26 protein-coding genes, 1 pseudogene and 1 riboswitch are annotated in these 26,014 nt (G+C 73.3%); of the genes and pseudogenes, 8 read left to right on the plus strand and 19 right to left on the minus strand.

Features of this window, described 5'->3' with window-relative positions; translation table 11 throughout:
* Positions 1 to 156: 156 nt before the first annotated feature.
* From ABTX62_RS06635 to ABTX62_RS06650, 4 genes are read right to left on the minus strand one after another with little or no spacing between them, the layout of a single operon-like run.
* Positions 157 to 339 (minus strand): LmrA/YxaF family transcription factor, encoded by a 183-nt coding sequence (locus ABTX62_RS06635; RefSeq protein WP_502997916.1) that lies wholly within the window; start codon positions 337 to 339, stop codon positions 157 to 159.
* A 48-nt stretch (positions 340 to 387) separates the two neighbouring features.
* A complete protein-coding gene (locus tag ABTX62_RS06640) occupies positions 388 to 720 on the minus strand; it encodes an STAS domain-containing protein (RefSeq protein WP_352115148.1) in 333 nt (110 codons plus the stop codon).
* A complete protein-coding gene (locus tag ABTX62_RS06645) occupies positions 717 to 2,039 on the minus strand; it encodes a PP2C family protein-serine/threonine phosphatase (protein WP_352115241.1) in 1,323 nt (440 codons plus the stop codon). Before ABTX62_RS06645 ends, ABTX62_RS06640 begins: the two co-directional genes overlap by 4 nt.
* Positions 2,039 to 2,842, minus strand: coding sequence for an alpha/beta fold hydrolase (locus ABTX62_RS06650; protein ID WP_352115242.1), 804 nt, complete (start codon positions 2,840 to 2,842; stop codon positions 2,039 to 2,041). Before ABTX62_RS06650 ends, ABTX62_RS06645 begins: the two co-directional genes overlap by 1 nt.
* Before the next feature lie 546 nt (positions 2,843 to 3,388).
* On the opposite strand from ABTX62_RS06650, the gene ABTX62_RS06655 reads away from it, so the two are divergent.
* Positions 3,389 to 4,528, plus strand: coding sequence for an amidinotransferase (locus ABTX62_RS06655; protein WP_352115149.1), 1,140 nt, complete (start codon positions 3,389 to 3,391; stop codon positions 4,526 to 4,528).
* 57 nt (positions 4,529 to 4,585) lie between these two features.
* Here ABTX62_RS06655 and ABTX62_RS06660 read toward each other — a convergent pair whose 3' ends face one another.
* The 10 genes from ABTX62_RS06660 to ABTX62_RS06705 all read right to left on the minus strand — a co-directional run bounded on the left by ABTX62_RS06660 (position 4,586) and on the right by ABTX62_RS06705 (position 15,501).
* The gene (locus ABTX62_RS06660) at positions 4,586 to 5,440 is read right to left on the minus strand and encodes an energy-coupling factor ABC transporter ATP-binding protein (RefSeq protein ID WP_352115150.1); all 855 of its coding nucleotides are present in this window, start codon (positions 5,438 to 5,440) and stop codon (positions 4,586 to 4,588) included.
* A complete protein-coding gene (gene cbiQ / locus ABTX62_RS06665) occupies positions 5,437 to 6,186 on the minus strand; it encodes a cobalt ECF transporter T component CbiQ (protein ID WP_352115151.1) in 750 nt (249 codons plus the stop codon). Before cbiQ ends, ABTX62_RS06660 begins: the two co-directional genes overlap by 4 nt.
* Before the next feature lie 6 nt (positions 6,187 to 6,192).
* Positions 6,193 to 6,561, minus strand: a complete 369-nt coding sequence (locus ABTX62_RS06670; protein WP_352115152.1) for an energy-coupling factor ABC transporter substrate-binding protein — start codon at positions 6,559 to 6,561, stop codon at positions 6,193 to 6,195.
* Complete coding sequence (locus ABTX62_RS06675; RefSeq protein WP_352115153.1) at positions 6,558 to 7,259, minus strand: energy-coupling factor ABC transporter permease; 702 nt, start codon at positions 7,257 to 7,259, stop codon at positions 6,558 to 6,560. Before ABTX62_RS06675 ends, ABTX62_RS06670 begins: the two co-directional genes overlap by 4 nt.
* 30 nt (positions 7,260 to 7,289) lie before the next feature.
* Positions 7,290 to 7,474, minus strand: a riboswitch (cobalamin riboswitch).
* A gap of 128 nt (positions 7,475 to 7,602) precedes the next feature.
* Entirely contained in the window at positions 7,603 to 9,057 is a 1,455-nt protein-coding gene (locus ABTX62_RS06680) for a serine/threonine-protein kinase (RefSeq protein WP_502997912.1), read from the minus strand.
* 303 nt (positions 9,058 to 9,360) lie between these two features.
* Complete coding sequence (locus ABTX62_RS06685) at positions 9,361 to 10,668, minus strand: MDR family MFS transporter (protein WP_352115154.1); 1,308 nt, start codon at positions 10,666 to 10,668, stop codon at positions 9,361 to 9,363.
* Complete coding sequence (locus ABTX62_RS06690) at positions 10,665 to 12,542, minus strand: ABC transporter permease subunit (RefSeq protein ID WP_352115155.1); 1,878 nt, start codon at positions 12,540 to 12,542, stop codon at positions 10,665 to 10,667. Before ABTX62_RS06690 ends, ABTX62_RS06685 begins: the two co-directional genes overlap by 4 nt.
* 20 nt (positions 12,543 to 12,562) lie before the next feature.
* The gene (locus ABTX62_RS06695; RefSeq protein WP_352115156.1) at positions 12,563 to 14,065 is read right to left on the minus strand and encodes an ABC transporter substrate-binding protein; all 1,503 of its coding nucleotides are present in this window, start codon (positions 14,063 to 14,065) and stop codon (positions 12,563 to 12,565) included.
* A gap of 23 nt (positions 14,066 to 14,088) precedes the next feature.
* Positions 14,089 to 14,625 carry a GNAT family N-acetyltransferase gene (locus tag ABTX62_RS06700; protein WP_352115157.1) on the minus strand — a complete coding sequence of 179 codons (537 nt, stop codon included), beginning with the start codon at positions 14,623 to 14,625 and terminating at the stop codon, positions 14,089 to 14,091.
* Between the two features lie 78 nt (positions 14,626 to 14,703).
* Entirely contained in the window at positions 14,704 to 15,501 is a 798-nt protein-coding gene (locus ABTX62_RS06705; RefSeq protein ID WP_352115158.1) for a VOC family protein, read from the minus strand.
* Between the two features lie 177 nt (positions 15,502 to 15,678).
* Between ABTX62_RS06705 and ABTX62_RS06710 the strand changes: the two genes are divergently transcribed.
* Positions 15,679 to 16,527, plus strand: coding sequence for a class I SAM-dependent methyltransferase (locus ABTX62_RS06710; RefSeq protein ID WP_352115244.1), 849 nt, complete (start codon positions 15,679 to 15,681; stop codon positions 16,525 to 16,527).
* Between the two features lie 71 nt (positions 16,528 to 16,598).
* On the opposite strand, the gene ABTX62_RS06715 is transcribed toward ABTX62_RS06710, so the two are convergent.
* On the minus strand, positions 16,599 to 17,414 hold the full coding sequence (locus ABTX62_RS06715; protein WP_352115159.1) for an SDR family NAD(P)-dependent oxidoreductase: 816 nt from the start codon (positions 17,412 to 17,414) through the stop codon (positions 16,599 to 16,601).
* 41 nt (positions 17,415 to 17,455) lie between these two features.
* Here ABTX62_RS06715 and ABTX62_RS06720 point away from each other — a divergent pair.
* The 6 genes and pseudogenes from ABTX62_RS06720 to ABTX62_RS06745 form a co-directional block, all read left to right on the plus strand.
* A pseudogene (locus tag ABTX62_RS06720) lies at positions 17,456 to 17,560 on the plus strand (DUF4396 domain-containing protein); the annotation flags it as partial.
* Between the two features lie 120 nt (positions 17,561 to 17,680).
* Positions 17,681 to 18,358, plus strand: a complete 678-nt coding sequence (locus ABTX62_RS06725; protein WP_352115160.1) for a hypothetical protein — start codon at positions 17,681 to 17,683, stop codon at positions 18,356 to 18,358.
* A gap of 212 nt (positions 18,359 to 18,570) precedes the next feature.
* A complete protein-coding gene (locus ABTX62_RS06730) occupies positions 18,571 to 19,182 on the plus strand; it encodes a sigma-70 family RNA polymerase sigma factor (RefSeq protein WP_352115161.1) in 612 nt (203 codons plus the stop codon).
* A 429-nt stretch (positions 19,183 to 19,611) separates the two neighbouring features.
* Positions 19,612 to 20,292 carry a helix-turn-helix transcriptional regulator gene (locus tag ABTX62_RS06735; RefSeq protein ID WP_352115162.1) on the plus strand — a complete coding sequence of 227 codons (681 nt, stop codon included), beginning with the start codon at positions 19,612 to 19,614 and terminating at the stop codon, positions 20,290 to 20,292.
* Positions 20,289 to 21,269: a pyridoxal-phosphate dependent enzyme gene (locus tag ABTX62_RS06740; protein ID WP_352115163.1), complete on the plus strand. Its 981-nt coding sequence runs from the start codon at positions 20,289 to 20,291 to the stop codon at positions 21,267 to 21,269. The genes ABTX62_RS06735 and ABTX62_RS06740 overlap by 4 nt, the downstream gene beginning before the upstream one ends.
* A 61-nt stretch (positions 21,270 to 21,330) precedes the next feature.
* Positions 21,331 to 21,690 carry a cupin domain-containing protein gene (locus ABTX62_RS06745; protein ID WP_352115164.1) on the plus strand — a complete coding sequence of 120 codons (360 nt, stop codon included), beginning with the start codon at positions 21,331 to 21,333 and terminating at the stop codon, positions 21,688 to 21,690.
* Between the two features lie 181 nt (positions 21,691 to 21,871).
* On the opposite strand, the gene ABTX62_RS06750 is transcribed toward ABTX62_RS06745, so the two are convergent.
* From ABTX62_RS06750 to ABTX62_RS06765, 4 genes are all read right to left on the minus strand, one after another.
* Positions 21,872 to 22,849: an NAD(P)-dependent alcohol dehydrogenase gene (locus tag ABTX62_RS06750; protein WP_352115165.1), complete on the minus strand. Its 978-nt coding sequence runs from the start codon at positions 22,847 to 22,849 to the stop codon at positions 21,872 to 21,874.
* Positions 22,850 to 23,089: 240 nt separating this feature from the next.
* The gene (locus ABTX62_RS06755) at positions 23,090 to 23,752 is read right to left on the minus strand and encodes a LutC/YkgG family protein (protein WP_352115166.1); all 663 of its coding nucleotides are present in this window, start codon (positions 23,750 to 23,752) and stop codon (positions 23,090 to 23,092) included.
* Positions 23,749 to 25,227, minus strand: a complete 1,479-nt coding sequence (locus tag ABTX62_RS06760; protein WP_352115167.1) for a LutB/LldF family L-lactate oxidation iron-sulfur protein — start codon at positions 25,225 to 25,227, stop codon at positions 23,749 to 23,751. The genes ABTX62_RS06755 and ABTX62_RS06760 overlap by 4 nt, the downstream gene beginning before the upstream one ends.
* On the minus strand, positions 25,224 to 25,979 hold the full coding sequence (locus tag ABTX62_RS06765; RefSeq protein WP_352115168.1) for a (Fe-S)-binding protein: 756 nt from the start codon (positions 25,977 to 25,979) through the stop codon (positions 25,224 to 25,226). Before ABTX62_RS06765 ends, ABTX62_RS06760 begins: the two co-directional genes overlap by 4 nt.
* Positions 25,980 to 26,014: the final 35 nt, after the last annotated feature.

A 26,014-nucleotide genomic window follows, 5' to 3' on the forward strand; every position in this document is an offset into this window, starting at 1 on the left:
TGCGTCGGGCGAGGTCGGAGACCTATCGCCGCCGGGTCGCCGAACTGCTCGACACCCTCGACGCGGGGTCGCGGTTCCAGGCCGGTGTGCGCGCGGGGGAACTCGGCCTCAGCGGCTGACGAACCGGCGGGGGAGCGCGAGGCGAGGCGGAAGCGGTCAGTCCCCGATCGCGGCGACGACGAGCGCCTGGAGCTGGGCGGCCGTGTGGTCCAGCGGTTGCGTGCTGCGCTTGGCGCGGCACATGGCCACGGTTCCCTCGACCGCCGCGACGATCAGCGTCGCGAGCTGGGCCGCCCGCGCGGGTTCGGCGCCGTGCTCCCGCAGCGAGCCGGCCAGCAGGGCCTCCCACTCAAGCCGGTGTTCGTCCGGGCCGCCGGCCGGGACGGGTCATGACGCGGGGCTGGAGTCCGGGCGCAGGGTGAAGATTTGATCGAGACCGACCAGGGTGAGGACGCGCAGCAGGTTCGCCGGTACGGCGGCCAGGACGATGTCGGCCCCGGCGGCCAGGGCGTGCTGCCGGGCGGCGAGGAGCGCGGTGATGCCCGAGGAATCGCAGAACTCGAGGCCGGACAGGTCCAGGACCAGACACTGCCCCGGTGCCAGGGAGAGCTGGTCCAGCCTGCCGCGCAGTACGGGGGCCTGGTCGTGGTCCAGGTCGCCGGTCACGTGCAGAACGGGGCCGGTCGCGGTGGCGTGCTGTCTGACGGCGAGAGACTTCATGAGGCGTGACCCGTCTCGGGGCCCATGGGGGAAGGTGCGGCGGGAACACCGAGGGCGAGCAGGGCGGTGTCGTCGTCGAGACCGTCGCCGAAGCTCTGGAGCAGCCCGGTGAGTGCGGTGATCACCTCGTGGGGTGCGGCGGGAGCGTGGTCGGCGGCGAAGGCGTGCAGGGCGTCCTCGCCGTACAGGTCGTCGCGGCCGGTGCCGACGCGGGCCTCGGTGAGGCCGTCGGTGTACAGCACGACCGTGTCACCGGGGGCGAGGACGGTCTCGGCGGTGCCGATGGGGGCGCCGGGGACGACGCCGATGAGCAGCCCGCCGGGGGTGGGCAGGAACTCGGCGCTGCCGTCGGAGCGCAGTACGAGCGCCGGCGGGTGGCCGCCGGAGGCGAGACGCACGGTCGTCGGCCCGTGCTCGCCGCCCGGCTCGATGATCCCGAAGATGCAGGTGCAGTAGCGGGGGTCGCCGTCGGCGGTGTAGCGCTCGTGCAGGACGGCGTTCAGCGTGGTCAGCGCCGAGGCCGGATCCGGGTCGTGGTGGGCCGCGGCGCGCAGGGTGTAGCGGGTCAGCGACGTCAGGGAGGCGGCCTCGGGGCCCTTGCCGCACACGTCGCCGAGGAAGAAGGCCCACCGGTCGCCGGCGACCGGGAAGAGGTCGTAGAAGTCGCCGCCGAGCTGGTCCGGCGCGGCCGTGTGGTAGTGGACGGCCGTCTCCACGCCCGGCACGGCGGGCAGCGAGTCCGGCACCAGGGAGCGCTGCAGGACGGCGAGCGCCTCGGCCAGCCTGGCCCGGTCGGCCTCGGCCTGCCGCCGGGCCTCGTCCGCTTCGGCGCGGGCCCGCTCGGCCTCCTGCCGACGGTGCAGGAGTTCCTTCTCGTAGGCGCGGCGGTCCGAGGCGTCGAAGACGGTGATACGGATCAGCAGGGGCTCGCCCTCGGTCCCGTACTTGATCACGGCGGAGACCAGCACCGGGAGCCGGCCGCCGTCGCCGCGCCGCAGCTCCAGGGCGATCCCCCGCAGCTCACCCTGCATGCGCAGCAGCGGAGCGAAGTGCGTCTCGTGGTACAGCTTCCCACCGACCGTGAGCAGGTCCGCGAAACGCTTGCGGCCCGCAACGGCCTCACGATCCAGACCGAGCCAGTCCAGCAGGGTGCCGTTGATCTTGGCGATGGTCCCGTCCATCAGCGTGGACAGGTAGCCGCACGGCGCGTACTCGTACAGGTCCTCCACGCTGTCCTCCAGCAGCGCTGTGAAGGCCGCGTCCGTGCTCGCCTCGCCTCCCGTCCCGGCGGGCTCCGGCACGCCGCCCGTACGGCACATCACGTCAGGGACTCCAGGAAGTCGACCATCGCCTGGGAGGTGGCCTCCGGGGCGCTGAGCTGCGGGCAGTGCCCGGTGGCGGCGAGTGTGACCAGGCGCGAGGCGGGGATCGACTTGTGCACGTAGGCACCGACCTCGCGCGGCGCGATGGCGTCCTGCTCGCACTCCAGCACGAGCGTCGGCACGGACACACCCTTCAGGTCCTCCCGGCTGTCGGTGAGGAACGTCGTGCGGGCGAAGACGCGGGCGATGTCGGGGTCGGTGGCGCAGAAGCTGTTGGTCAGTTCCCGACCCAGCTCCGGCCGGTCCGGGTTGCCCATGATCACCGGCGCCATCGCGGACGACCAGCCCAGGTAGTTCGCCTCCAGGGAGCCGAGCAGCTCCTCGATGTCCTCGGTGCTGAAGCCGCCGCGGTAACCCTCGTCGTCGATGTAACAGGGCGAGGGGGTGACCATCACGAGCGCCCCGATCCGCTCCGGAGCGGCCTGTGCCGCCAGTACCCCGACCATGGCGCTCACCGAGTGCCCCACGAAGACCGCCTGCCGCAGGTCCAGCTCCCGGCAGACGTCGACGACGTCGGCGGCGTAGCCCTGGAGCGAGGAGTACCGCTCCTCGTTCCAGGCCGCGAGGTCCGAGCCGCCGGAACCGACGTAGTCGAACAGCACCACCCGGTAGCGCTCGGCAAGCACCGGCACCACCAGCCGCCACATGTTCTGGTCGCAGCCGAACCCGTGTGCCATGAGCAGCACCGGCGCGTCGTCGCGACCGATGACGTTGACGTTGTTCCTGCTGCGGATGTCCATACCGACCATGCTCCCACCTCGGCCGGATCGGCTCGACGGCGGGCCCGTGAGCAGGGGTCTTCGCGAACGCGAAGTCAGCCCAGGTGCAGCGGCATCTTCGAGGCCAGTGCGCCGAGTGCGCCGAGCCCGGCCCGTTCCGCCCCGGTGGGCGCCCGCCGGGGCCGATCAGCGGCGCCTCCACCTCGTGGAAGGTGGCCGGGAACCGGCTCCCCGCGACCCGCTCCAGCATCTCCCGGGACCGGGCGAGCCCCTCCGCCGGCGGCTGCCGCGCGTCCGGGAGGTGGGCGATCAGGTCGAGGTGTGTGCGGGGTCCGAAGTCCTCGCCGGAGAGATCCGTCACCGCCGCGCGCAACGCCGTCCAGGTGAGTGAAAAGGGATCCGGCTCGGCACCGTAGTGCGGTGCGGCGAGCGTGGGCATGCACATTCCGGGGCACCTGGATGGGTACCGGACGCGTTGCGCCCTTCGACGCGCACGACCCGGGGGGTCACGTCGAGTGACCCGGCAGTGGTGGCGTATCACAGCTTGCGATCGAAAAGGTGGTGAGCATGACCGTCCTGCAGAACCCCGGAGTACCGCCCGCGGCCGGTGAGGGCGTGGAGCGGCTCGTGTCGCCGGTCGGTTCGCACACCGAGTGGGATCCGCTGGAGGAGATCATCGTCGGACGCCTGGACGGCGCGACGATCCCCTCCGACCACGCGGTGGTGACCTGCAACGTGCCGCCGTGGGCAGGGCGCTTGCAGGGGCTCGCGGCCGGTTTCCGGTATCCGCGGCTGCTCGTCGAGCAGGCGCAGCAGGAGATCGACGCCTTCGTCGCCCTGCTGGAGTCCCTCGGCGTCACGGTCAGGCGGCCGGAGGCCGTCGACCACCGGCGCCGCTTCGGCACCCCCGACTGGACCTCGCGCGGCTTCTGCAACACCTGCCCGCGCGACAGCCTGCTCGTGATCGGCGACGAGATCATCGAGACGCCGATGGCGTGGCCGTGCCGGTACTTCGAGACGCACTCCTACCGGCCGGTCCTCAAGGACTACTTCCGCCGCGGCGCGCGCTGGACGGCGGCACCCAGGCCGCAGCTCACCGACGAGCTCTTCGACCCGGACTTCCGCGTCCCCGGGCCGGGCGAACCCATGCGGTACATCCTCACCGAGTTCGAGCCCGTCTTCGACGCCGCGGACTTCGTCAGGGCGGGACGGGACCTGTTCGTCACCCGCAGCAACGTCACGAACGTGATGGGCATCGACTGGCTGCGCCGCCACCTCGGCCCGGGGTACCGCATCCACGAGATCGAGAGCCGCTGCCGCACCCCCATGCACATCGACACGACGTTCGTCCTGCTCGCGCCCGGGAAGGTGCTGATCAACCCCGAGTACGTCGACCCGGACCGCCTTCCGGACATCCTGCGCTCCTGGGACGTCCTCGTCGCTCCCGAGCCCGAACCGATCGACGAGCGGCTGCTCAAACTCACGTCGATGTGCGGCAAGTGGCTCAGCATGAACGTGCTGATGCTCGACGAGAAGCGGGTGATTGCGGAGCGGCACCACACCGGGATGCTGCGCGCGCTGGAGAAGTGGGGCTTCGAGCCGATTCCATGCGATCTGCTGCACTATGCCCCCTTCGGCGGCTCGTTCCACTGCGCGACCCTCGACATCCGACGCCGCGGCTCGCTCCAGTCCTACTTCGAGGACTGACCGAGCCGCTCCGACGGCCGCAGGCGGACAGGGCCGAGGCACGGCCACGGGGGGCCCTCACCCTCCGGTGACTCCGAGCCGCGCCGTCGTGAGAGCGGCGAGTTCCTCCGGGGTACGCGGTCCCGGTTCCGTCGCGCCCAACAGCCCCTGGGCGCGCAGAAGTTCAGCCGTCGCGGCCCCCCAGGGCAGGCGTAGTCCCGCCTCCCGCAGCAGGTCGGCGCGGGCCAGTGCCGTGGCCGCCGGCCCGGTGCGGACGCCGGACGGGGTGAGGAGTGCCGCGTCGTCGGCCCAGCGCAGGGCCAGGTCGACGTCGTGGGTGGCCATCACCACCGTGGTGCCGGCGGCACGGAGCCCGTCGAGGGTCGTCAGGAGGCGCTCCTGCCCGTCGGGGTCGAGCCCGGCCGTCGGCTCGTCGAGGACGAGGACGCGGGGCCGCATGGCGACCGCGCCCGCGATGGCGGTGCGTTTGCGCTGCCCGTAGGAGAGGAGATGGGTGGGCCGGTCGGCCAGGGCCGTGATGTCCAGGGCGGCGAGCGCCTCCGCCACCCGCGCCCGCACCCGCGCGTCGTCCAGACCGAGGTTCAGCGGCCCGAACGACACGTCCTGCTCGACGGAGGCCGCGAACAGCTGGTCGTCCGGGTCCTGCACCACCAACTGCACGGTCGTCCGCAGCCGGGTCAGGCCCTTGCGGTCGTACGACACCGGCCGGCCCTCGACCGTCAGCACGCCCGCCCGCGGCCGCAGCCCGCCGGACAGCAGCCGCATCAGCGTGGTCTTGCCGCTGCCGTTGCGGCCGAGCAGCGCGAGCGCGCGCCCCTCGCGGATGTCGAAGTCGAGGCCGCTGAGCACGGCCGGACCGTCCTCGTAGGCGAAGGACGCGCCCCGCAGGGCGACGAGGGCGGGCTCGCTCATGTCAGCGGCCTTTCCAGTACGAGGGTGAGGGCGGCCAGCGCCGCGAGCAGCGCGCAACTGGCCGCCGTGAAGCGGACGGAGACCCGGGCCTCGGGGACCAGGACGCGCAGGGTGCCGTCGTAGCCGCGCCCGGCGAGCCCGGCCTGGAGACGGGTGGCCCGGTCGAAGGCCCGGACGAACGCGGTGGCGCCGAGCCCGGCCAGGGAACGCCACCGCGCGCTTCGGCCGGTGTGCCCGAGCCGGGCCGCCTGGGCCTCCCGGATGCGACGCACGGAGTCCAGCAGGAGGAAGCTCATCCGGTACGTCACCAGGGCGACGTCGACGACCGGCGCGGGAATCCCGGCCCGGACCAGGCGCGGCAGCAGATCGGACATGGGCGTGGTGAAGGCGAACAGCAGCACGCCCAGGGAGGCCGCCGAGGTGCGCAGCAGCAACTCCCCGGCCCGCAGCGGTCCGTCGGCGGCGAGGGAGACGAGGCCGCCCGGGCCGCCCACCTGGACGAGCAGCGTGACCGCGCCGGTCACACAGAAGCCCAGCGGCACCCGGTAGGCGCGCCACAGCCGCCGGCCCGGCACGCCCGCCGGTCCCAGCAGCAGCACCACGGCCGCCACCAGCACCAGGGCCGCGCCCGGCCAGGGCGGCAGCGAGATCGCGAGCACGGTCAGGCCGAGTCCGAGCACGGCCTTGTCCACGGGGTGGCGGCGGCGCCAGCGACTGCTGTGCGCCGCCGCGTCGATCGGCAGCACCCCGACTCAGTCCTGCCCGTCGGCGGACTTCCCGGCGGCGCCGGCGGGCACGTTCCCGGCTTCCCGCTCCAGGGCGCGCTGTTCGCCCTGCCGCCGCCCCCGGTGCAGGCCGAAGTAGTAGGCGAGGACACCGGCGCCGAGAGCCGCCTGGAGGGAGAACAGGGCCGACTCGATCTCCCCGGACGGCGGTTCGTACAGCGGGGAGAACCACGGCTCGTAGTCCGGCTCGATCTCGGTGATCGCGGACTCCGCCTCACCGTCGGCGCCCGCGAACGGCTCCTCCTTGTGGTCGCCGAGCCCGAGGGCCAGCGGCAGCACGGCGAGCGCGGCCACGATGAACAGCAGCACCAGGTTGATCTTCGTGTTCCTGCTCATCGGGTCACCGCCTCGGCCTCGGTCCGGGTCTGCATCTTGGCGCGGAGCACGCCCAGCCGGGTCAGCTCGCCCTTGCTGGACTGCACCAGCAGCCGCATCACCAGCACCGTCAGCAGACCCTCGCTCACCGCGAGCGGGATCTGGGTCACGGCGAAGATGGAGCCGAACTTGCCGAGCGCGCCGAGGAACCCGCTGCCCGGGTCGGGGAACGCGAGCGCCAACTGCACGCTGGTGACGCAGTAGGTGGACAGGTCGGCGACGAACGCGCCGGAGAACACGGCCACCATCAGCGGCGCGTTGGAGCGCCGCAGCAGGGCGTAGACGGCGTATCCGGCCCAGGGGCCGACGATCGCCATCGAGAAGACGTTGGCGCCGAGCGTGGTCAGGCCGCCGTGCGCGAGCAGCAGCGCCTGGAAGAGCAGGGTGATGGTGCCCAGCACCGCCATGACGGGCGGCCGGAACAGGATGGCTCCGAGGCCCGTGCCGGTGGGGTGTGAGCAACTGCCGGTGACAGAGGGCAGTTTCAGGGCGGACAGGACGAAGGTGAAGGCGCCGGACGCACCGAGGAGCAGGGTGCTCTCGGGGTGCTCGCGCACTTCACGGGTGAGTGACCGGACCCCGTGGACGACGAATGGCGCCGACGCGACGCCCCAGGCGACCGCGTGCGCCGGAGGAAGGAAACCCTCGGCAATGTGCATGGCTCAGCAGACCCTCTCCAGCACCTCGTGGATGGTTGACGCGCCTTGGCCGGTCTCCTGGCTGACGGGTACCACCGCCCGAACTCCGCCTTCCCGGGTCGCGTTGACCCAGTGGCTGCCCGTGAGGGCCGGAGCCGGACTTCCCGATTCACAGTGGCGAGGGCCGCACCGGCATCACACCGGATTTCCCGTTCACCAAGGCCTGGTGACAATAAGGCCGGGGTAAGGGCGATGACAAGCCACCCCGGGGGCGCGCGAGGGGGCGTCCGCTCGCACACCGGCGCATCCCCCGGCTGATCCACGTGCTGCGGGAAGGACCCCGTCGCGCGCTGTCCGGGCCGCGTCAGTCGTCGCCCCCGTCGTCTCCGCCGTCGTCGCTCTCCCCCTCTTCCCCGGCGGGGCGCGGCTTCTGCGGCTTCGGCTGCTCCGGGCCGCCGTCGCCCGCTTCCCCGGCGGGAGTCGGGGTGCCGGACTCGGGCGCGTAGGGGGTCGGGGAGGCGGCCGGCGTGGACGGAGTGACATCGGCCACGGTGCCGGTGCCCGGCGTGCCGGCGGTCCCCGGGGCGGCTGCCGGGCCGGTGTCCGGGTCGGAGGAGACAGACGTGGCGGAGTCGGTGGCGGGCGTGGCGGCGGGGCTGCTCGCGGACGGGGACGCGTCGGGTTCCGTGCCCTCCGTGGTGGTGTCGGGCGAGAACCAGCGCATGCCGAGGAGCATCGCGGCGAGGAAGAGCGCCGCGGCGGCGGCCGTCGCGGCCATCCGGGAGCGGTTGCCGGGGCCGCCCGGCCCGCGTGAACGCCCCGAACGACCCGCCTGGGCCGCCCGGGCCGCGGTGCGGTGTCCCGTGGTCGCGGGCAGCGCGTATGTGGTCGGGCTGCTGGTCTCGTCGTACGGGCCCGGCACGGCGGACGGCGCCGCGGACGCGGTCTTCGGCCGCAGCGGCGGCGAGACCTCCGGCAGCGGCTCGGGCAGGCCCCGCCAGGCGCCCCCGGCGAACCACTCGGCGGCCTGCTGGGCGGTGGGCCGCTCCTCGGGCTGCTTGGCGAGCAGGCCGAGAAGGTAGTTCTCGAACGCCGGTGGCAGTCCGGAGACCCCGAGTTCGCGAGGCGGCACGGGGGCCGAGTCGAGATGCTGGTGGAGCAGGGCGACGGCGGTGTCGGCCTGGAACGGCGGGCGGCCGCTGAGGAGCTGGTAGAGCACGCAGCCCAGGGAGTACATGTCGGAGGCGGGCCCGGCGGGCTTGCCCAGGGCCCGTTCGGGCGCGAGGTAGAGGCCGGTGCCGACGATCTGGCCGGTGGCGGTCAGCGCGGCGCCGGGGTCGTCCAGGAACCGCGCGATGCCGAAGTCGCCGATCTTCAGCGTGCCGTTGGCGTCGAGCAGCAGGTTGGCGGGTTTGACGTCGCGGTGCACGATGCCCTGCCCGTGCGCGGCGGCGAGCCCCGCCGACGCCTGCGCCGCGAGGTGGGCCACCCGCTCGGCGGGCAACGCGCCGGAGCCGTTCAGCACCCCGGCGAGACTGTCGCCCTCGACCAGCTCCATCACCAGGTACAGCCGGTTGTCGTACTCGCCGAAGTCCAGGACGCCCACCACGTTGGGGTGGTTGAGGCGCCCGGCGGTCTGAGCCTCCAGACGGAACCGGGAGGTTGCCGTGGCGTCGGTGTCCTGGGGCAGCAGCAGCTTGACGGCCACCGCTCTGGCGAGCGTCTCGTCGTACGCACGCCAGACCTCGCCCATTCCACCGCGCCCGATCTCAACATCCAGCCGGTAGCGGCCCGCTAGCAGCACTCGTCCTCGTCTCATGCGTGTGGGAAGGTCATCGCCGCAGGCCGAACTCCCCGCTCTCGCACGGGGGTTGGTGGGGGGTGCCGCAGCCGACCCAGGATACCGGCGCGGCGAGCCCCATGATCTCCACCGCGGTCCCCCCGGAGGGTGCGGTCCGGAAGACCGCGACGGGGGGAGCGCCCGCCGGGGTGACGCACCTCGGGCCTCCACCCGGTAGCCGCACGGCCCCTACCGCAAGCGCAACCGCCTCCGTATCGCTGACGGCCGCCGCGCTCCCGCGCACCGGATGCCGGGGCGTGCCGGGCGCCTCCCGACGCCGTATCAGGCCGCCGCGCCCGCCCCCGGCGCCCGGCGCGGCAGCAGCGCCACCGCCAGGGCGGGTACGGCCGCGAGGACCAGCCACGGCACGGCGGCCGGCAGACCCAGGTCGAGCAGGGAGCCCGTGGCCGCGCTGCCGACCAGGACGATCAGGCCCGAGACCGACGACAGCGCACCCGTGTAGAGGCCGAGCCGGCCCTCCTCGGCCAGGTCGGGCACCCAGGCGCGGGCGGCGGGAACGACCAGCATCTGCCCCACGGTGAGCAAGATCACGAAGCCCGCGGCCGGCAGCAGCCCGGCGATCCCCGTCCAGCCCACGGGCCGCGCCACGGCCACCACCGCGAAACCGGACGCGATCAGCAGCAGACCCGCGGCCATGGAACGGCGCAGATCGAGCCGGTCGCCCGCCCAGCGCGTCACCGGCAGCTGGGTGAAGACCACCAGCACGGAGGACAGCGCGAAGAGCCAGGACAGGGGCGCCTGGGACCCGGTCGCGCGCTGCACCTCGTCCGGCAGGGCCAGATACAGCTGGTTGTAGGCGAGCAGATAGGTGCCGTAAGCACAGCACAGGGCGAGGAAGCGGCGGTCGCGCAGCAGGACGCGGGCCCCGCCCCGCTCCCGGACGCGGACCCGGCCGGGAATGTGCTGCGGCATCAGCCACAGGTGCCCGGCGAGGACGAGCACGAACACCGCGGCGCCGGCGAGGCACGCCGTGCGGAAGTCGACGGCGAGCAGCAGCGCGCCGAGCAGCGGCCCGACGAACGCCCCGGCCTGACCCGCCACGCTGAACAGTGCGAGGACCCGGGTGCGCGGGCCGTGCCCGTCCTCCTCCCAGACCACCGCCTGGCGGGCCACCTCGGACTCCACGGCGGGGGAGAACAGCGCGGCGGCGAACCCGATCACCAGCACCGCCCCGATCACGGCCCCACTGGCCTGCGCGTACCCGAGCCAGGCGAATCCGGCGATGCGCAGCACACAGCCCGCCAGCACCACCGGCCGCACCCCGAACCGGTCGACGAGCCAGCCGCCGACCACGAACAGGCCCTGCTGGCTGAAGGTGCGCAGCCCGAGCACGAACCCGACCAGCCAGCCCGCCATGCCGATCGCGGTGCCGAGGTGCTCGGCGAGGAACGGCAGGACGGCGTAGAAGCCGATGTTGAAGGCGAGCTGGGTGAGGGTCAGCAGCCGCAGCAGCGGCGACAGCTCCTTGCAGAGCCGCCAGGTGCTCTCGCGCGGCGTCCGGGACGCCTCCTTGCCGGCGGACGTGCGGGCGGTCCTGCGGGTCAGCACGCGGGAGATGAGGTCGGTCATCGTTCTTCTGTCGGTGAGGCGGACACAGGGGTCAGGAGGGCGTCGGGGCGGTCCGGCCACCGCTGCGGGCCGGGGGTGCCCCGGTCCTCCGCCGGTACGGCCGGGGCCGTGGGCCGGGTGCGCCGCCGGGGCCGTCTCAGGCCGCCGGCTGCCGTCACCGCGAGCGCCCCGAGCAGGGCGAGCACGGCGGCGGGGAAGAGGACGGCCCACGGGGCGCGCTCGGCGTAGGGCTGGTTCTCGGCGAGCAGCAGGCCCCACTCGGGGGACGGCGGCTGGGCACCCAGCCCGAGGAAGCCGAGCGCGGCGAGGCTCAGGGCGATGCCCGGCAGCCGGAGCAGGGCGTGCCGGGCGACCGGCGGCACGACGGCCGGCAGCAGCTCGTGCCGGAGCAGGTACCAGCGGCCGGCGCCCAGCGCCCGGGTGGCCGTCAGGTGGACGGTCGCCCGCTCCTGCCGCAGCAGGGAGGAGGTGTGCGCGGCCAGCGGGGACCAGGCGACGACGGCCACGGCCAGCGCGGGCGTCCAGGGCCCGCTGCCCGCGATGCCGGTGACGAGGAGGCCGGCCAGCACCGGCGGCAGCGCGCTGAAGGTGTCGACCAGCGGTCCGGACAGCCTCGGCAACAGACCCAGCAGGATCCCCGTGACGAGGGCTGCGGCGCTCACCGCGAGGGCGAGGCCGAGGGTGGTCAGCGCCCCGTGGGAGATCCGGGCGAGGACGTCCCGGCCGAGGGCGTCCGTGCCGAAGGGGTGCGCCCAGGAAGGGGCGCGCAGCCGGGCGAGCGCGTCCAGGGCGAGCGGGTCACGGGGCAGCCCGAAGCCGATGACGGCCGCCAGCAGCCCGCCGTAGAGCAGCGGGAGCGCGCGGGGCGCGGGCGGCCGGGGCCGGTGCAGGGACTGCAGGGCGCCGTCGCGCAGTGCCGGGCCGATCAGCAGGCGGGCGGCGAGCCGGGCGAGAGCGCCGGCGGTGGCCGCGAGCAGGACGAGGGCGAGGGTGCCGGTCTGCAGGACGGGCAGGTCCTGGGCGAGTGCGGCGTGCAGGGTGAGCCGGCCCAGGCCCGGGATGTCGAAGATCTGCTCGACGGCGACCGATCCGCCGGTCAGACCGACGACGAACAGCCCCAGGTTGGGCAGCAGTCCGGGCACGCAGCGGCGCACCGCCTGCCGCGCCACGGACCGCTGCGCGACACCGCGTGCCGCGGCCGCCATGGCCCAGGGTTCCGCGAACGCGCCGGGCAGCAGGTCGTCGAGCATCCGGCCCAGGACCGCCCCGGCGGGCAGGCCGAGGGCGAGCGAGGGCAGCACCATCCACTGCGGCCCGTACCAGCCCAGCGCGGGCAGCCAGCCCAGCTGCACACCGATCACCGAGACCAGCACCGAGGCGACGAGGAACTCGGGTAGCGCGGCCAGCACGGCCGTTGCCGTTCCGCCGGGACGGCGCGCCCCGAGCCGGCCGCGCGCGCCCAGCCGGAGCGTACGGGCGCAGACGGCGGCCGCCGTGCCCGCGGCGACCACCAGGGCTCCGGCCATCAGCAGCAGCGACATGCCGAGCGCCGCCGTCACGCCCGGCAGCACCTGGCTGCCGGACACCCAGGACGTGCCCGCGTCCCCGTGCAGAAGCCCGGTCAGCCAGCGGCCGAGGAGGGCCGGCGGGCCGTCGTCGAGGCCCAGTTGGTCCCGGATGGCGCGCAGGGTCTCGGGAGTGGGATCGCGGTCCGCCGACCGCGCCCGGAGCACGGTCAGCGCGGGATCCGTGCGGGACAGCCACGGCAGCAGGCCGATCCCGCACACCAGGCCGGCCACGAGCACGGCCCGCCACAACAGCGCCGGGGCGCCGCTGCGGGCCAGTGCGCGCAGACCCGCGGCGGCGCTCTTCACCGGGGGCGATGTGTCGCTGTTCAGCGCCGGGTCCCCGTACCGATGAGGGTGCGCTCGTAGGGGTCGGGCAGTGCGCCCTGCACGGCGGTCGCGATGCCCGCGACGAGCTTGAGATGCACCAGGGGGATCACCGAGTCGGTGCCGAGGACGGCTGCCTCCGCCTTCAGGGCGGCGTCCTGCCGCTCGGCCGTGTCGGACTCGTTCTGGGCGGCGGCGACCAGCTTGTCCACGTTCTTGTCGCACAGGAAGGACAGGTTGTTGGAGCCGTCGCAGGTGTAGTCGCTCGCCAGGACGGTGACCGGGTCGCCGGTGTCCAGCATCATGTTGCGGGAGAAGACGACGGCGTCGAACTTCCCGGCCAGCATGTCGCCTTCGAGGCGTGCGTAGGTACGCACCTCGAGCTTGACCTTGAAACCGGCCTTCTGCAGCTGCTGCTGAAGTATCTGGGCGGCCTCCGGCATCTCGGGCCGGTCGGTGTAGGTGGCGAGGGTGATGCTCTTGCCCTCGGGGTCGGCCGCCTTCGCCCGCCCGGTCGGCTCGGTCCGCTTGCCGGCCGCCCAGCTCAGGGCGGGCCCGTAGAGGCCTTGAGCGGGCACGGCGTATCCCTCGTAGGCGCCCTTGGCGATCACCGAGGTGTCGATCGCCTCGCGGGCGGCTGCCCGCAGCCCCGCGTCGGTGAAGGCACCGGACTTGGTGTTGAGGTAAAGGCTGGTGTTGCGGGCGGTGTTGACCTCGTGGACGTCCTTCTTGTCCAGGGAGGCGACCTGGGCGACGGGAAGGGACTCGGCGATGTCGACGTCGCCGGTGCGCAGGGCGTTGGCGCGGGCGGTGCCGTCGGAGACGAACCGCGCGGTGACGCCGGCCGCCTGGGCCCGGCCGCCCCAGTAGTCGTCGAAGCGGTTCAGTGTGGCCGCGGAGTCACCGTCGATCTTGGCGAGTGCGAAGGGGCCGGTGGCGGTGCCGACGACGTCCACCGTGCCCTTCTTGGCGTACGCCTTCGGCGCGAACACGGCGAGGGACGGGTTCGACAGCCGCAGGGGCAGGACGGGGTCGGCCTTCGCGGTGCTGACCCGGACCCGCTTGTCGTCCTCGGCCGTGGCGGTCAGCTTCACGCCGGAGAGGGCGGAGGGTGCCGGGTCGGCCTTCGCGGCGGCCGTGAGAGCGGCGGCGACGGCTTCGGCGGTGACGGCCTCACCGTCCTGGAACCTCGCGTCCCGCAGGGTGAACACCCAGCTCTTGCCGCCGTTCTCACCGCTCCACGACTCGGCCAGCGCGGGTACCGCGGTGCCGTTGGCGTCCAGCTTGGTCAGTCCTTCGACGACACCGAGCCGGGACAGGAGCATCGCGTCCTGGCCGTACGGCGAGTAGTTCTCGGTCGGGGCGAAGGGGAGGGCGACACGCAGGCGTGCGCCACCGGCCGAGCCGGACGAGGCCGGGGCCTCGTCGCCGGAGGACGCGAAACAACCGGAGAGCAAGGGCAGCGCGAGCAGGCCGGACAAGAGCCGACGGCGGGAGGTTCTCATAGCGTATATGAATATCATTTTCGCTAGTTGAGGGGTATCTCGAAGTGCACGGCGCCGCTGCCTCCGCCGGGCACCTCCTGCCGCTCGTCGCACAACTCCTTGCCCAGCGCTCGCCACAGGCCCAGCGCGCCGGGGGAGTGCGGGTACGTGTGCAGATACACGGACCGGTATCCGCCGTCGGCGCGGGCGAACTCCAGCAGGGCTCCCACCAGATGGCGGGCCAGTCCGCGCCGCCGGTGCTCCGGGCGCACGTTCACCCGCCGGAGCTGTGCGGTCTCACCCGACGGGAATCGCTCGGCCAGCCAGCGCGGGTTCGGTGGGTGCGCCGGGCCGCGCGCGTCCAGTGCCGCCGTGGCCGCCACCGTCCCGTCCCGCTCGTCCACGGCGACGAGGAGGGTGTGCCGGGGCGGCTCGATGTAGAACGACGCCGGATCGATGATGTCGGCGTGCCACCGCGGCACGTAGCCGGTGGCGAAGTCGCGGTACACCGTGTCGAGCATCACCGCCCGGGCTCCGTCGATGTCGGCCGCCGTGGCGTCCCTGATGCTGTAGTCACGCATTTGCGCATCATATGCAAAAGGGTGCCGGGCGATCGCTGCCCACCCCTCACCCCGTACGTCCCGGCGGCGGGCCGGACTTCAGCTCTCGGACGGGGTGAGCACCACGAAGTCCGCGTTCGCCGGGTCGAGGCAGACGGCGAGCCGGCCGACACCCTCCACGTCCTCCGGGCCCATCTGTACGCTGCCGCCGTTCTCGGTGACCTCGGCCACCGCGGCGTCGCAGTCGCCGACCGCGAACACCGGGTGCCAGTACGGCCGCCCGCCCGTCAGCGTCAGATCCTCCGCGCGAAGCTGCATGAGGCCGCCGTGCATCCGGTCCTCGGGCAGCCCGGCCGGGGTGATCAGGGTGTACGTGCCCGCGTCCCCCGCCAGCGGCATGTCGCTGAACTGCCAGCCGAAGAGGCCGCCGTAGAACTCCCGCGCGCCCGCCGCGTCGGTCGTGAACAGTTCGGTCCACGACAGCGAGCCCGGCTGGTCCACCAGTTCCAGGCCCTTGTCCGTCCCCGGCTGCCAGACGGCGAACTGGCCGCCCAACGGGTCGCTGTACTGCGCCATCCGGCCCCAGTCGTCGAGGTCCATCGGCGCGACCCGCACGGTGCCGCCCGCCTGTTGTACGGCCTGGGTCGTGGCGTCGGCGTCGTCGACGCAGTAGTAGAGCATCCAGGCGGGTCGGGCGCCCTCCTCGGTGAGCTTGCCGAGCCCTGCGACGATCTTGCCGTCCTTCTTGAACATCCCGCCCTCGAAGTCCTCGCTCTCGCCCATGGACTCGTAGTCCCACCCGAGGACCGCACCGTAGAAGTCGGCGGCGGCCCGGACGTCCGGGGCGCCCAGGTCGAGCCAGCAGGGGGAACCGGGGACGTACTCCGTGGTGATCATCGCGATGCTTCCCTTCCGCGGGTCGTGTCCGCCCAGCGTGACACCGGGCACCGGCCCTCGCCCGTCGGCCGCTCCCCGTTCGGGGGAGTACCGGTGACCGGCCCGGGCGTGGAACCATCGGGATCATCGCCCGGGCGGGCGGTCCCGGATCTGCGTGCGGTGAGGGCGGTGGTGGGGGTGGCGGCCGGCTGGGAGTGGGACGACACGTTGTTCGCGGGGACCGCCGCCCACTACCGGCGCGGCCGGCTCCCGTACGCCCCCGGGCTCGCGGACGCGCTGGCCGAGACGCTACGGCCGGACGGGCGCGGGCGGCTGATCGACGTGGGCTGCGGTCCCGGCACCATCGCCCTCGATCTCGCCCCTCTGTTCGCCGAGATCGTCGGTGTGGACCCCGACAGCGGGATGATCGCCGAAGCCGGACGCGCCGCCGCCGGGCGCGGAGTGGACGGGAAGTGCCGCTGGGTGCGGGCCCGTGCGGAGAGCCTGCCCGCGGGGCTCGGCACCTTCACCGTCGCCTCGTTCGCCCAGTCCTTCCACTGGATGGACCGTGGCCCGGTCGCGGCGAGAGTCAGGGACATGCTTCGGCCCGGCGGGGTCCTGCTGCACATCGCGGACCTGAAGGCGGAGTCCCGGGCCGTCGACGGCCTGCCGCACCCGGCGGTCCCCTACGCGGTCCTCGACGACCTGGTCAAGCGGTATCTGGGGCCCGTGCGGCGGGCCGGGCGCGGGGTACTGCCGCAGGGGACACCGGGGGGTGAGGCCGAGGTGTTCGCCGGTGCGGGATTCGCCGGGCCCCGTCGGCTCGTCGTCCCCGGCGGGCAGGTGCTGGAGCGGACCTGCGACGACATCGTCGACCAGGTGTTCTCGATGTCGTTCTCCGCTCCGCACCTGTTCGGAGGGTGCCGGGACGCCTTCGAGGCGGACGTGCGGCGCTCGTTGCGGGACGCCTCACCGTCGGGCCGGTTCTCCGAACGGGGGCCGAGCACAGAGGTGTTCGTGTGGGGGAAGGACGCGCCCGGAGGGTGACCCGGCCACCGGACGGTTACGGCTGCACCGGCGACGGGCTGCTCATGCCCGTCGTGCGCGGGTGGACGGCATCAGTGGACGGACAGCCCGCCGTCGACGAAGACCGACTGCCCGGTGACGTAGGCGGAGGCCGCACTCGCCAGAAAGACCGCCGCGCCCGCGAAGTCCTCGGGCAGGCCGTTGCGCCCCACCATCGTGCGGGCGGCGAGGGCGGCCACCTTCTCCGGGTCCGACGACAGGCGTGCGTTGAGCGGGGTCATGACGAAGCCCGGCACCAGGAGGTTGCAGGTGACGCCGCGCGGCGACCACGCCTCGGCCTGGGAGCGCGCCAGTGCCTCCAACCCGCCCTTGGACGCGCCGTACGCGCCGCTCTGCACGAACGCGCGATGCGCCTGCTGGGAGCTGATGTGGATGATCCGCCCGTACCCGCGCTCCGCCATGCCGGGTCCGAAGCGCTGCCCCAGCAGGAACGGCGCCTCCAGGTTGACGGCCATCGTGGCGTCCCAGACGCCCTCGGTGAGCTCGTCCATCGGCGGACGCAGGTTGATCCCGGCGCTGTTGACGAGGATGTCGGGCTCCCCGAACGCCTCGACCACCCGCTCGGCGGCCGTCCGCACCCCCTCGCGGGTGCTCAGATCCGCGCTGACCCACGCGGCGCGGCAGTCCTGTGCCGTCAGCTCCTCGACCGTCGCGGTCAGTTCGGCCTCGCCGCGAGCCACGACCACCACGCTCGCCCCGGCGCGCGCGAGGGCACCGGTGATGGCGCGGCCGATGCCGGAACTGCCACCGGTGACCACCGCGACCCGCCCTTCGAGGGAGAACAGCTCCGCCAGGTAGGCCCGGGCTGCGGGCGCCGGCTGTGTGGGTGAGGTCGGCCGTGTCGTCATGACGGCCCACTCTAGGGCGATCAACGTGCCGGGTCTCGCGCCTGTACGTCCTGCACTGCCTGACCGGCTGTGCCGTCGGGGAGATCCTCGGCATGGTGATAGGCACGACATCGGGGTGGGGCGACGTGCCCACGATGGTTCCGGCGACCACGGGCGCCGAGTCCATGGCAGTGGCCTGGATCACATGGCCGGGATTGAGTGCCCGGTACCGGTGATGTCCGTACTCATGGGTGTCGGAGCGGGGCCGGATGCGAGGATGAGGCGCCATGACAGCTGGGTGGTGCGCTCGCACGACACGGGCCGCGGTGTTCGCGGCCGTCTGTGTCGTGCTCGCCGCCCTGGGGCACGTCATGATGTCCGGCGACCATGTGCCCCTGCCGACGCTGGTGGCCGGCTGGGCCGTCACGGGCGTGGCGGGCTGGTGCCTGGCGGGACGCGAGCGCGGACCGCGGACGGTCATGGCCGTCGCCGTGGCCGTCCAGACGGCTCTGCACTCGGCGTTCTCGCTCGGGCCGCCGACACCGGCCGCGCGTGGGACGGACTCCATGGACATGCCCTCCCTGGGCCACTCCTCCATGGACCACACCCTGCCGTCCACGGGGCACGGCGGGGGATCCATGGCGCACGACATGGGCTCCCTGACCACGGGGCACTTGGGGCACGCACCGGGCGGTGACGCGTCCCTCGGCATGCTCGCCGCCCACCTCCTGGCCGCGCTGCTGTGCGGCCTGTGGCTGGGCCACGGGGAGCGGGCCGTCTTCCGGCTGCTGCGTGCCGTGGGCAGCCGGCTCGCCGCACCACTGCGGCTCCTGTTCGCCCTCTCCATGCCGCCGCCCCCGCCCGTGCGCGCACGGCGGCGGCCGTCGCACCGCACGCCACGGCGTCTCCTTCTCGTCCACGCGATCACCACCCGGGGACCACCCGCGGGGGCCGCTGCCGCCTGACGGCAGCCGGTGGTGACCCGGGGCAGCCCCTGCGCGCCCCGGCCGCGGCCGTCCCTCCGTACTCGTGCGCACCCGCCGGCGGCCACGCCTGCCGGTGCGCCGTACGGGCACGCCCGCCCCCCCCGCTCACCGGACCGCGCCCGCACCGCGCACGGCCGACACCACGGCCTGCTCCGCGTCCACGCGGTCCCGGACTCCGAGAAGGACACCAGGTGATCACTCCTGCCCTGCCCCTTCCGCACGCGAGATCGGCGTCGGCCGACGAGTCGATAACCGCCTGGGCGCTGGCCGCCCGCGGCGGCGACTCCGAGGCCGTCGACCATTTCGTGCGTGCCCTGCACCGTGACGTCATCCGTTACGTCGCCCATCTGTGCGCCGACCCGCAGGCGGTGGACGATCTCGCGCAGGACACGTTCCTGCGCGCGCTCGGCAGCCTGCACCGGTTCGAGGGCCGTTCCTCGGCGCGGGCCTGGTTGCTGGCCATCGCCCGGCGGGCGGTGGCCGACAGCATCCGGTACGCCGCCGTACGCCCCCGCCCGGCCGACCTGCCGGACTGGGAGCCGGCGGCCGAGCTCGCCCAGCCACGCGGCCTGCCCGGTTTCGACGACGGTGTGGCACTGCTGGAACTGCTGGCCGGGCTGCCGGACGAACGCCGTGAGGCGTTCGTCCTCACCCAACTGCTCGGCCTGCCCTACGCGGAGGCCGCCGCCCTGAGCGACTGCCCGGTCGGCACGATCCGTTCCCGCGTGGCCCGCGCCAGGGCGACGCTCATCGCGCTGCTCGCCGAGGCGGAGGAACGGGAACCCGCCCTCGCCGCCGCCTGACGCACCGGCACCGGCGGTGCCCCCTCCCGGACCTGCCGGGTGGGCACCGCCGGAGACGGCCGCGCGGGACCGGGAACGACCGCGCCGCCGGTCACCCGTCGACCGCTCACCTCACCCGCCGGACCGACTGCCGGATCACCAGCCGGGTGCTCGGCACCGCGTGGCCGTCACGGGCAGGTCGTCTTCGAACGGTGAGGCGCACTCAGACCGCCCGCACCGCCGTGCGCCGCGCGTCCCACCGCCGGTTCCGGTACCGGCCGGGGCCACCCGGCACACCGCGGACAGGGTGAACGAGATCGTCGTGACGTACGGGCTGATGGGACGCCGCCGCCCAGCGCGAGGGGCGGTCGACTCCTGGACATCGACTGGACTGTCTATCCAACCGCTGGACGAATCGTCTAAGGTGGGGGGAAGGTGAGAGGGGGCCGGATGGCCGACGAGCTGAACACCGAACGGGACACGATCCTCGCGGCGCTGGCACCGGTCGTGGAGGGCATCGCCGCCACGTTCGGGCCGGTGTGCGACGTCGTGCTGCACGACTACCGCACCCCGGACAAGTCGGTGGTCGCCGTGGCCGGATCGGTGACCGGGCGAAGGGCCGGCGGCGCGATGAGCGAGATCGGCATGCGTGTCCTCGCCCGTGGCGACGAGGCCTCCGACGAACTGAACTACGTCACCCGCACCCGGAACGGGACGCTGGTGAAGTCCTCCACGATGGTGCTGCGCGACTCCTCGGGAGCCGTGTTCGGCGCCCTCTGCGTCAACGTGGACGTCAGTGCCGTCACCCAGGTGCACGGCCTGCTCGGCGCGCTCGCCGGACTCGGCGCCGCCCCGGCGGAGCTGCCGACGACCACCTTCGGCAACGACATCGACTCCGTGGTCGACGCCCTCTTCGACGCCCACCGGTCGAAGCAGCGGGGCAGCTGGGCGGAGCTCGACCGCGCGGAGCGCCTGGAGCTGTTCGGCGGGCTGGACACCCGCGGTGTCTTCGCCGTGCGCGGCGCGGTCGAGCAGGTCGCCGCCCGGCTCGGGATCTCCCGCGCCTCCGCCTACCACTACCTGGCCCAGGCCCGGGCCACCCACGACACCGCTACCGGAGGACCCGCGTGACGACCACCACCCCACCGGTCACCCTCGACGACGTCCGGGACGCCGCAGCCCGGCTCAAGGGCGTCGCCCACCGCACGCCGGTTCTGCGCTCCCGGACCCTGGACGCGCTCGCCGGAGCCGAGATCTCCCTCAAGTGCGAGAACTTCCAGCGCATGGGCGCCTTCAAGTTCCGCGGCGCCTACAACGCCGTCTCCCGCCTCACCCCCGGGCAACTGTCCCGGGGCGTCGCCTCCTACTCCTCCGGCAACCACGCCCAGGCCGTCGCCCTGGCCGCCGGCGAAATCGGCACCACCGCCGTGATCGTCATGCCCGAGGACGCCCCGCCGTCCAAGCGCGCGGCCACCGCCGCCTACGGCGCCGAGATCGTCACGTACGACCGTTACACCGGCGACCGCGTCGCCATCGCCGAGGCCCTCGCCGCCGAGCGGGGCCTCACCCTCATCCCGCCGTACGAGCACCCGCACGTCATGGCGGGGCAGGGCACGGCCGCTCTCGAACTCCTCGAAGAGGTGGGGGAGCTCGGGGCGCTGCTGACGCCGGTCGGCGGCGGCGGGCTGATGGCCGGCAGCTCCACCGTGGCCAAGGCCCTGCACCCCGGCATCAGGACCATCGGCGTGGAACCGGAGACCGGGGACGACACCAAGCGCTCGCTGGAGGCCGGCCGGCGCGTCAGCGTCCCGGTTCCGCACACCATCGCCGACGGCCAGGCCCTGCACACACCCGGGGAGCTGACCTTCTCGGTCAACCGACGGCTCCTGGACGAGGTCGTCCTGGTCACCGACGACGAGATCCGGGACGCGATGCGCTTCGCCTTCGAACGCCTGAAGATCGTCGTCGAGCCGAGCGGCGCCACCCCGCTGGCCGCCCTGCTGACCGGCCGCGCGGGCACGCTTCCACCCCGGGTCGGCGTCATCGTCTCCGGTGGCAACATCGACGCGGAGCGCTTCGCCGAGCTCTGCCGCGGCGGCTCCCGCTGAGATGGCGCCGCCCGCAGGACGGACGGAGGATGGAAGCCCACCCTCACCGAGGAGGAGCGTCATGTTTGAGGTGAAGACGCTCGACAAGCCGGACGAGCGGCGCGACTATCCCCGAGGCCACCTGGAAGCCGTCCACATGACGGGACTGGACTTCGCCGTGGCGACCTTCGAACCGGGCTGGCGCTGGTCCGAGTCCGTGGCCCCGATCGCCGGGACGGACAGCTGCCGGATCCACCACAACGGCTACGTCGTCTCGGGCCGTATGCGCATCCGCATGGACGACGGCGCGGAAGGCGAGGTGGGACCCGGCGACGTGTTCGTCTGCTCGCCCGGCCACGACGCCTGGGTCGTCGGCGACGAGCAGTGCGTGGTGTACGACTTCGCGGGCAGCATGGCCAAGGAGTACGCCAGGAAGGACTAGTGCCGCGGCAGGCAACGTTTGCCCGTCAAGGAGCGGCGTCCGGTGCGTGCTCTCGGCGTGCCGGGTGCAAGCCCTCGTACTGGGTGTACTTGGGCTTGCGCCCGGTGCGGCGAGAGTGCGTGCCGGGCGTCGCGACGGGGCGAACGTTGCCTGCTGCGGCACTAGCACCGGCACCCGCGCGTCACACGGTGATCACCACCTTGGCCCGCGCGTGTTCCACCTCCAGGTACCGGATCGCCTCGGCCGCCTCGCTGAGCGGATACGTCCGCTCGACGACCGGGGCGATCTTCCCGGACTCGGCCAGTTCCCGCAGCACCGCCAGATTGGCCCAGCTCTGCCGCGCCGAGACCTCCAGCAGCCGCTGGCCGCGCGTGAAGGGAGCGACGATCCGGCGCTTGAGGAAAAGCCCCATCGGCCCCACGACGCTGCCGCCCTCGTACATCCCTCCGCCGGACAGGACGAGCGTCCCGGAGGGAGTCAGCACGCGCCGGAACTCCCCGAGCGAGCGGTTGCCGACCAGGTCCAGCAGGACGTCGTACCGCCTCCCGCTCCGGACGAAGTCCTCCCGTGTGTAGTCGATGACCCCGTCCGCGCCCAGTGAGCGGACCAGCTCCACGTTCCGCGTGCTGCACACCGCCGTCACGTCCGCCCCGAGGGCCTTGCCGAGCTGCACGGCGAACGTGCCCACGCCGCCGGAGGCCCCGTTCACCAGGACCGCCTGCCCCGGCCGCACACCGGCGACGTCGCGCAGGGCCATGAGGGCGGTGTTGCCCGCCAGCGGCACCGCGGCGGCCTGCTCGAACGTGAGGTTGGCGGGCTTGGGGCCCACCTCGCCGTCCCGTGCGCACACGTACTCCGCGAACGCGCCGTCCGCCTCGCCGTACACCTCGTCACCGGGCTCCAGCCCCGTGACCCAGGGCCCCAGCGCCTCGATCCGGCCCGCGAAGTCCCGCCCCCGCACCGCCGTCCTGGGCCTGCGCACCCCCATCACGCCCCGGCCGAGCAGGGGGTCCCCCCGCATGAAGTGCCAGTCGTAGGCGTTGACCGAGGCCGCGTGCACCCGCACCAGCACCTCACCGGCGCCCGGCACCGGCCGGTCGACCTCCCGGTACTCCAGCCTGTCGGCCGAGCCGTACCGGTCCTGCACCACTGCCTTCATGAGACCCCCTCCGCTCCCGGCGAGCGTAGGAGCACACCAGGGCGCGGACCATCGGGGACGAACCCTGAGCTTTCCCGGAGGCCGGATGCCTGCCCCCGAAAGACAACGCCCCTTCCACCTGTCCCACCCCTTGCCCTCGGAACGAGGCCCTCTGGCCGGAGGAGATCGCCGGCATGGTCGTCTGCCTCGCCTCCGACCGGCCCCCGGCGGCCACGGGCGGTGCCCCGCGGGCGACGGCGGCTACGTCGACTCGATCCTGCCCTGACGCACCAGCACCACCTCCAGCGTGCGCGGACCGTGCACCCCCTCGACCCGGTCCAGCTCGATGTCACTGGTCGCCGACGGCCCGGAGATCCAGGTCAACGGGCGGGCCGGGGCAAGGCGTTCGAGTCCCCGCGGCACGGAGGAGACCACCTGGTCCGGCACCCGCACGACGCAGATGTGGTGGTCCGGGACGAGGGTGATCCGGCGGCGGCCCTGGTCGGGCGAGCCGTCCAGTACGAGGGTGCCGGTCTCGGCGATCGCGACCGCACAGGCCGTCACCACACTGTCCACCCGGTCCAGTTCGCCCGGAGTGCTCTCCGCCCGGTCCGCCACCCGCGTCACACCGGTCGCCGCGAGCCACGCCTCGTCCAGTCCCGGCGGCACGAGCACCGAAGTCGCCCCGCGTTTGTCCAGCAGCCCCGCGATCAGGGCGGCCAGACCACCGGCGTCCGTGCGGTGCACGAGGGCCCGGTAGTCCGCCAGGTTCTCGGCGAGCAGTTCGACGGTCTGCTCGGCACCGCGGTCCCCGTGCTCCCGCACATAGTCACGCGGCACCGCCCGCTCATACGGGGCGTCGTTCCGCGGTACGTCCGCCAGTGCGCGCCGTACCCGGCCCAGGATCCTTTCCCTGCTGTTCACTTCGCCCCGTCCTCTCCGTCGCGCGTGCGCTGCCACCAGTCCCGGAACGGCTCGGCGGGCACCGGCGGCAGCTCCCGGGTCCCGCTCCAGGCCCGGCCGGGGCCGGGCAGCGTACGGGGATGGAAGCGGCGTGTGCGGGAGGCGGCGCGCTGGCCGGTGCGCAGCGCGCCGGGGTGGGTGAACGCCCAACGGGCCGCCCGCATCGCCGCGCGCTCGGCGGCATGCCCCTTCGCGGGCCGCAGCACCACCTTGTTGCCCTCCCGCGTGACCTCACCGCCCTGCACGACCCGTTCCCGCAGATGCACCAGCACCTCGGGGATGTCGATGGCGACCGGGCACACCTCGTAGCACGCGCCGCACAGCGAGGACGCGTACGGCAGCGAGGCGTCGATCTCGCTGGCCGTGCCGCGCAGTTGGGGACTGAGGATCGCGCCGATCGGCCCCGGGTACACCGAGCCGTAGGCGTGGCCGCCGGCCCGTTCGTACACCGGGCACACGTTCAGGCAGGCCGAGCAGCGGATGCAGCGCAGAGCCTGCCGGCCGACCTCGTCGGCGAGGGTGTCGGTGCGGCCGTTGTCCAGCAGCACCAGATGGAAGGTGCTCGGCCCGTCCCCGTCGGTCGTGCCGGTCCAGGTCGACGTGTACGGGTTCATGCGCTCGGCGGTCGAGGAGCGGGGGAGGGTCTGCAGGAACACCTCCAGGTCCCGCCACGTCGGCACGATCTTCTCGATGCCCACGACCGAGATCAGCGTCTCGGGCAGCGTCAGGCACATCCGCCCGTTGCCCTCGGACTCCACGACCACGAGCGTGCCCGTCTCGGCGACCATGAAGTTGGCGCCGGAGACGCCGACCTTGGCGCGCAGGAACTTCTCCCGCAGGTGCAGCCGGGCCGCCTCGGCGAGTTCGGCGGGCGTGTCGGTGAGGCCCTCGGGGGCGGGGCGGCCCCACTCGCTCATCTCGGCACGGAAGATGTCCCGGATCTCGCCCCGGTTGCGGTGGATGGCCGGCACCAGGATGTGGGAGGGCCGGTCCTTGCCCAACTGCACGATCAGCTCGGCGAGATCGGTCTCGTAGGCACGGATGCCCTCGGCCTCCAGCGCTTCGTTCAGACCGATCTCCTGCGTGGCCATCGACTTGACCTTGACGACCTCCGACTCGCCGGTCATCTTCACGAGCCGGGTCACGATGTCGTTGGCCTCGGCCGCGTCGGCGGCCCAGTGCACGACGCCGCCCGCGGCCGTGACCGACTCCTCCAACTGCTCCAGGTAGCGGTCCAGATGGCGCAGCGCGTGGTCCTTGATCCGCTTGCCCGCCTCACGCAGCTCGGCCCAGTCGGACACCTCCGTGACGGCCTTCGCCCGTTTGGCGCGGATGGTGTGGGTGGCGTGCCGCAGATTACCGCGCAGGGTCGGGTTCGCCACGGCCTCGCGCGCCGCCTCCGGAAACGCCGGCATGCCGAGATACGTCCCGCTCATACGGCCGGTTCCTCCTCCGTGCTCGCCAGGATCTCCGCGATGTGCACCGGCCGCATGCCGGTCCGCAGCCGAGCCATCGTCCCGCCGATGTGCATCAGGCAGGAGTTGTCGGCCGCGCACAGCACCTCGGCGCCCGTCGACTCGGCGTTGCGCACCTTGTCCGCGCCCATCGCGGCCGAGACGTCGGCGTTCTTCAGCGCGAAGGTGCCGCCGAACCCGCAGCACTCGTCGGCCCCCGGCAGCTCGGCCAGCTCCAGCCCCTTCACGGCCTGGAGCAGTCGCCTGGGCCGGTCGCCGAGGCCCAGCCCGCGCAGGCCGTGGCAGGTCGGATGGTAGGTCACCTTGTGCGGGTAGTAGGCCCCGACGTCCGTCACGCCCAGCACGTCGACCAGGAACTCCGTGAGCTCGTACGTCTTGGGTGCCACCGGGGCGAGCGTGGCGGCCAGGGAGCCCCCACGCCCCTCGGCCCGGGCCCGCTCGCCCATCCGCGGATACAGCTCCCGCACCATCGCCCCGCACGACCCGGACGGCGTCACGATCGCCTCGTACGAGCCGAAGACATCGGAGAAATGCCGGGCGAGCGGCTCCGCCTCGTGACGGTATCCGGTGTTGTAGTGCGCCTGCCCGCAGCAGGTCTGCGCCATCGGGAAGTCGACGTCGACACCCAGCCTGGTCAGCAGTTTCACCACGGCGCGCCCGGTGTCCGGATAGAGCGTGTCGTTGACGCAGGTCAGGAACAGGGCGACACGCATCGCGGCTCCTTGTGGTCGGTCGTCGGACGAATGTT

Origin of the sequence: Streptomyces sp. NPDC096046, assembly GCF_040303285.1 — a bacterium.
GTDB lineage: Bacteria > Actinomycetota > Actinomycetes > Streptomycetales > Streptomycetaceae > Streptomyces.

Coding starts and splice junctions, on each gene's coding strand:
- ABTX62_RS06705 (WP_352115158.1), bottom strand. CDS start 15,501: ATGATCACCACGGAGTACGTCCCCGGTTCCCCCTGCTGGCTCGACCTG.
- ABTX62_RS06640 (WP_352115148.1), bottom strand. CDS start 720: ATGAAGTCTCTCGCCGTCAGACAGCACGCCACCGCGACCGGCCCCGTT.
- ABTX62_RS06760 (WP_352115167.1), bottom strand. CDS start 25,227: ATGAGCGGGACGTATCTCGGCATGCCGGCGTTTCCGGAGGCGGCGCGC.
- ABTX62_RS06650 (WP_352115242.1), bottom strand. CDS start 2,842: ATGGACATCCGCAGCAGGAACAACGTCAACGTCATCGGTCGCGACGAC.
- ABTX62_RS06735 (WP_352115162.1), top strand. CDS start 19,612: ATGGCCGACGAGCTGAACACCGAACGGGACACGATCCTCGCGGCGCTG.
- ABTX62_RS06765 (WP_352115168.1), bottom strand. CDS start 25,979: ATGCGTGTCGCCCTGTTCCTGACCTGCGTCAACGACACGCTCTATCCG.
- ABTX62_RS06700 (WP_352115157.1), bottom strand. CDS start 14,625: ATGCGTGACTACAGCATCAGGGACGCCACGGCGGCCGACATCGACGGA.
- ABTX62_RS06680 (WP_502997912.1), bottom strand. CDS start 9,057: ATGAGACGAGGACGAGTGCTGCTAGCGGGCCGCTACCGGCTGGATGTT.
- ABTX62_RS06655 (WP_352115149.1), top strand. CDS start 3,389: ATGACCGTCCTGCAGAACCCCGGAGTACCGCCCGCGGCCGGTGAGGGC.
- ABTX62_RS06725 (WP_352115160.1), top strand. CDS start 17,681: ATGACAGCTGGGTGGTGCGCTCGCACGACACGGGCCGCGGTGTTCGCG.
- ABTX62_RS06670 (WP_352115152.1), bottom strand. CDS start 6,561: ATGAGCAGGAACACGAAGATCAACCTGGTGCTGCTGTTCATCGTGGCC.
- ABTX62_RS06715 (WP_352115159.1), bottom strand. CDS start 17,414: ATGACGACACGGCCGACCTCACCCACACAGCCGGCGCCCGCAGCCCGG.
- ABTX62_RS06645 (WP_352115241.1), bottom strand. CDS start 2,039: ATGTGCCGTACGGGCGGCGTGCCGGAGCCCGCCGGGACGGGAGGCGAG.
- ABTX62_RS06750 (WP_352115165.1), bottom strand. CDS start 22,849: ATGAAGGCAGTGGTGCAGGACCGGTACGGCTCGGCCGACAGGCTGGAG.
- ABTX62_RS06660 (WP_352115150.1), bottom strand. CDS start 5,440: ATGAGCGAGCCCGCCCTCGTCGCCCTGCGGGGCGCGTCCTTCGCCTAC.
- ABTX62_RS06745 (WP_352115164.1), top strand. CDS start 21,331: ATGTTTGAGGTGAAGACGCTCGACAAGCCGGACGAGCGGCGCGACTAT.
- ABTX62_RS06695 (WP_352115156.1), bottom strand. CDS start 14,065: ATGAGAACCTCCCGCCGTCGGCTCTTGTCCGGCCTGCTCGCGCTGCCC.
- ABTX62_RS06685 (WP_352115154.1), bottom strand. CDS start 10,668: ATGACCGACCTCATCTCCCGCGTGCTGACCCGCAGGACCGCCCGCACG.
- ABTX62_RS06675 (WP_352115153.1), bottom strand. CDS start 7,259: ATGCACATTGCCGAGGGTTTCCTTCCTCCGGCGCACGCGGTCGCCTGG.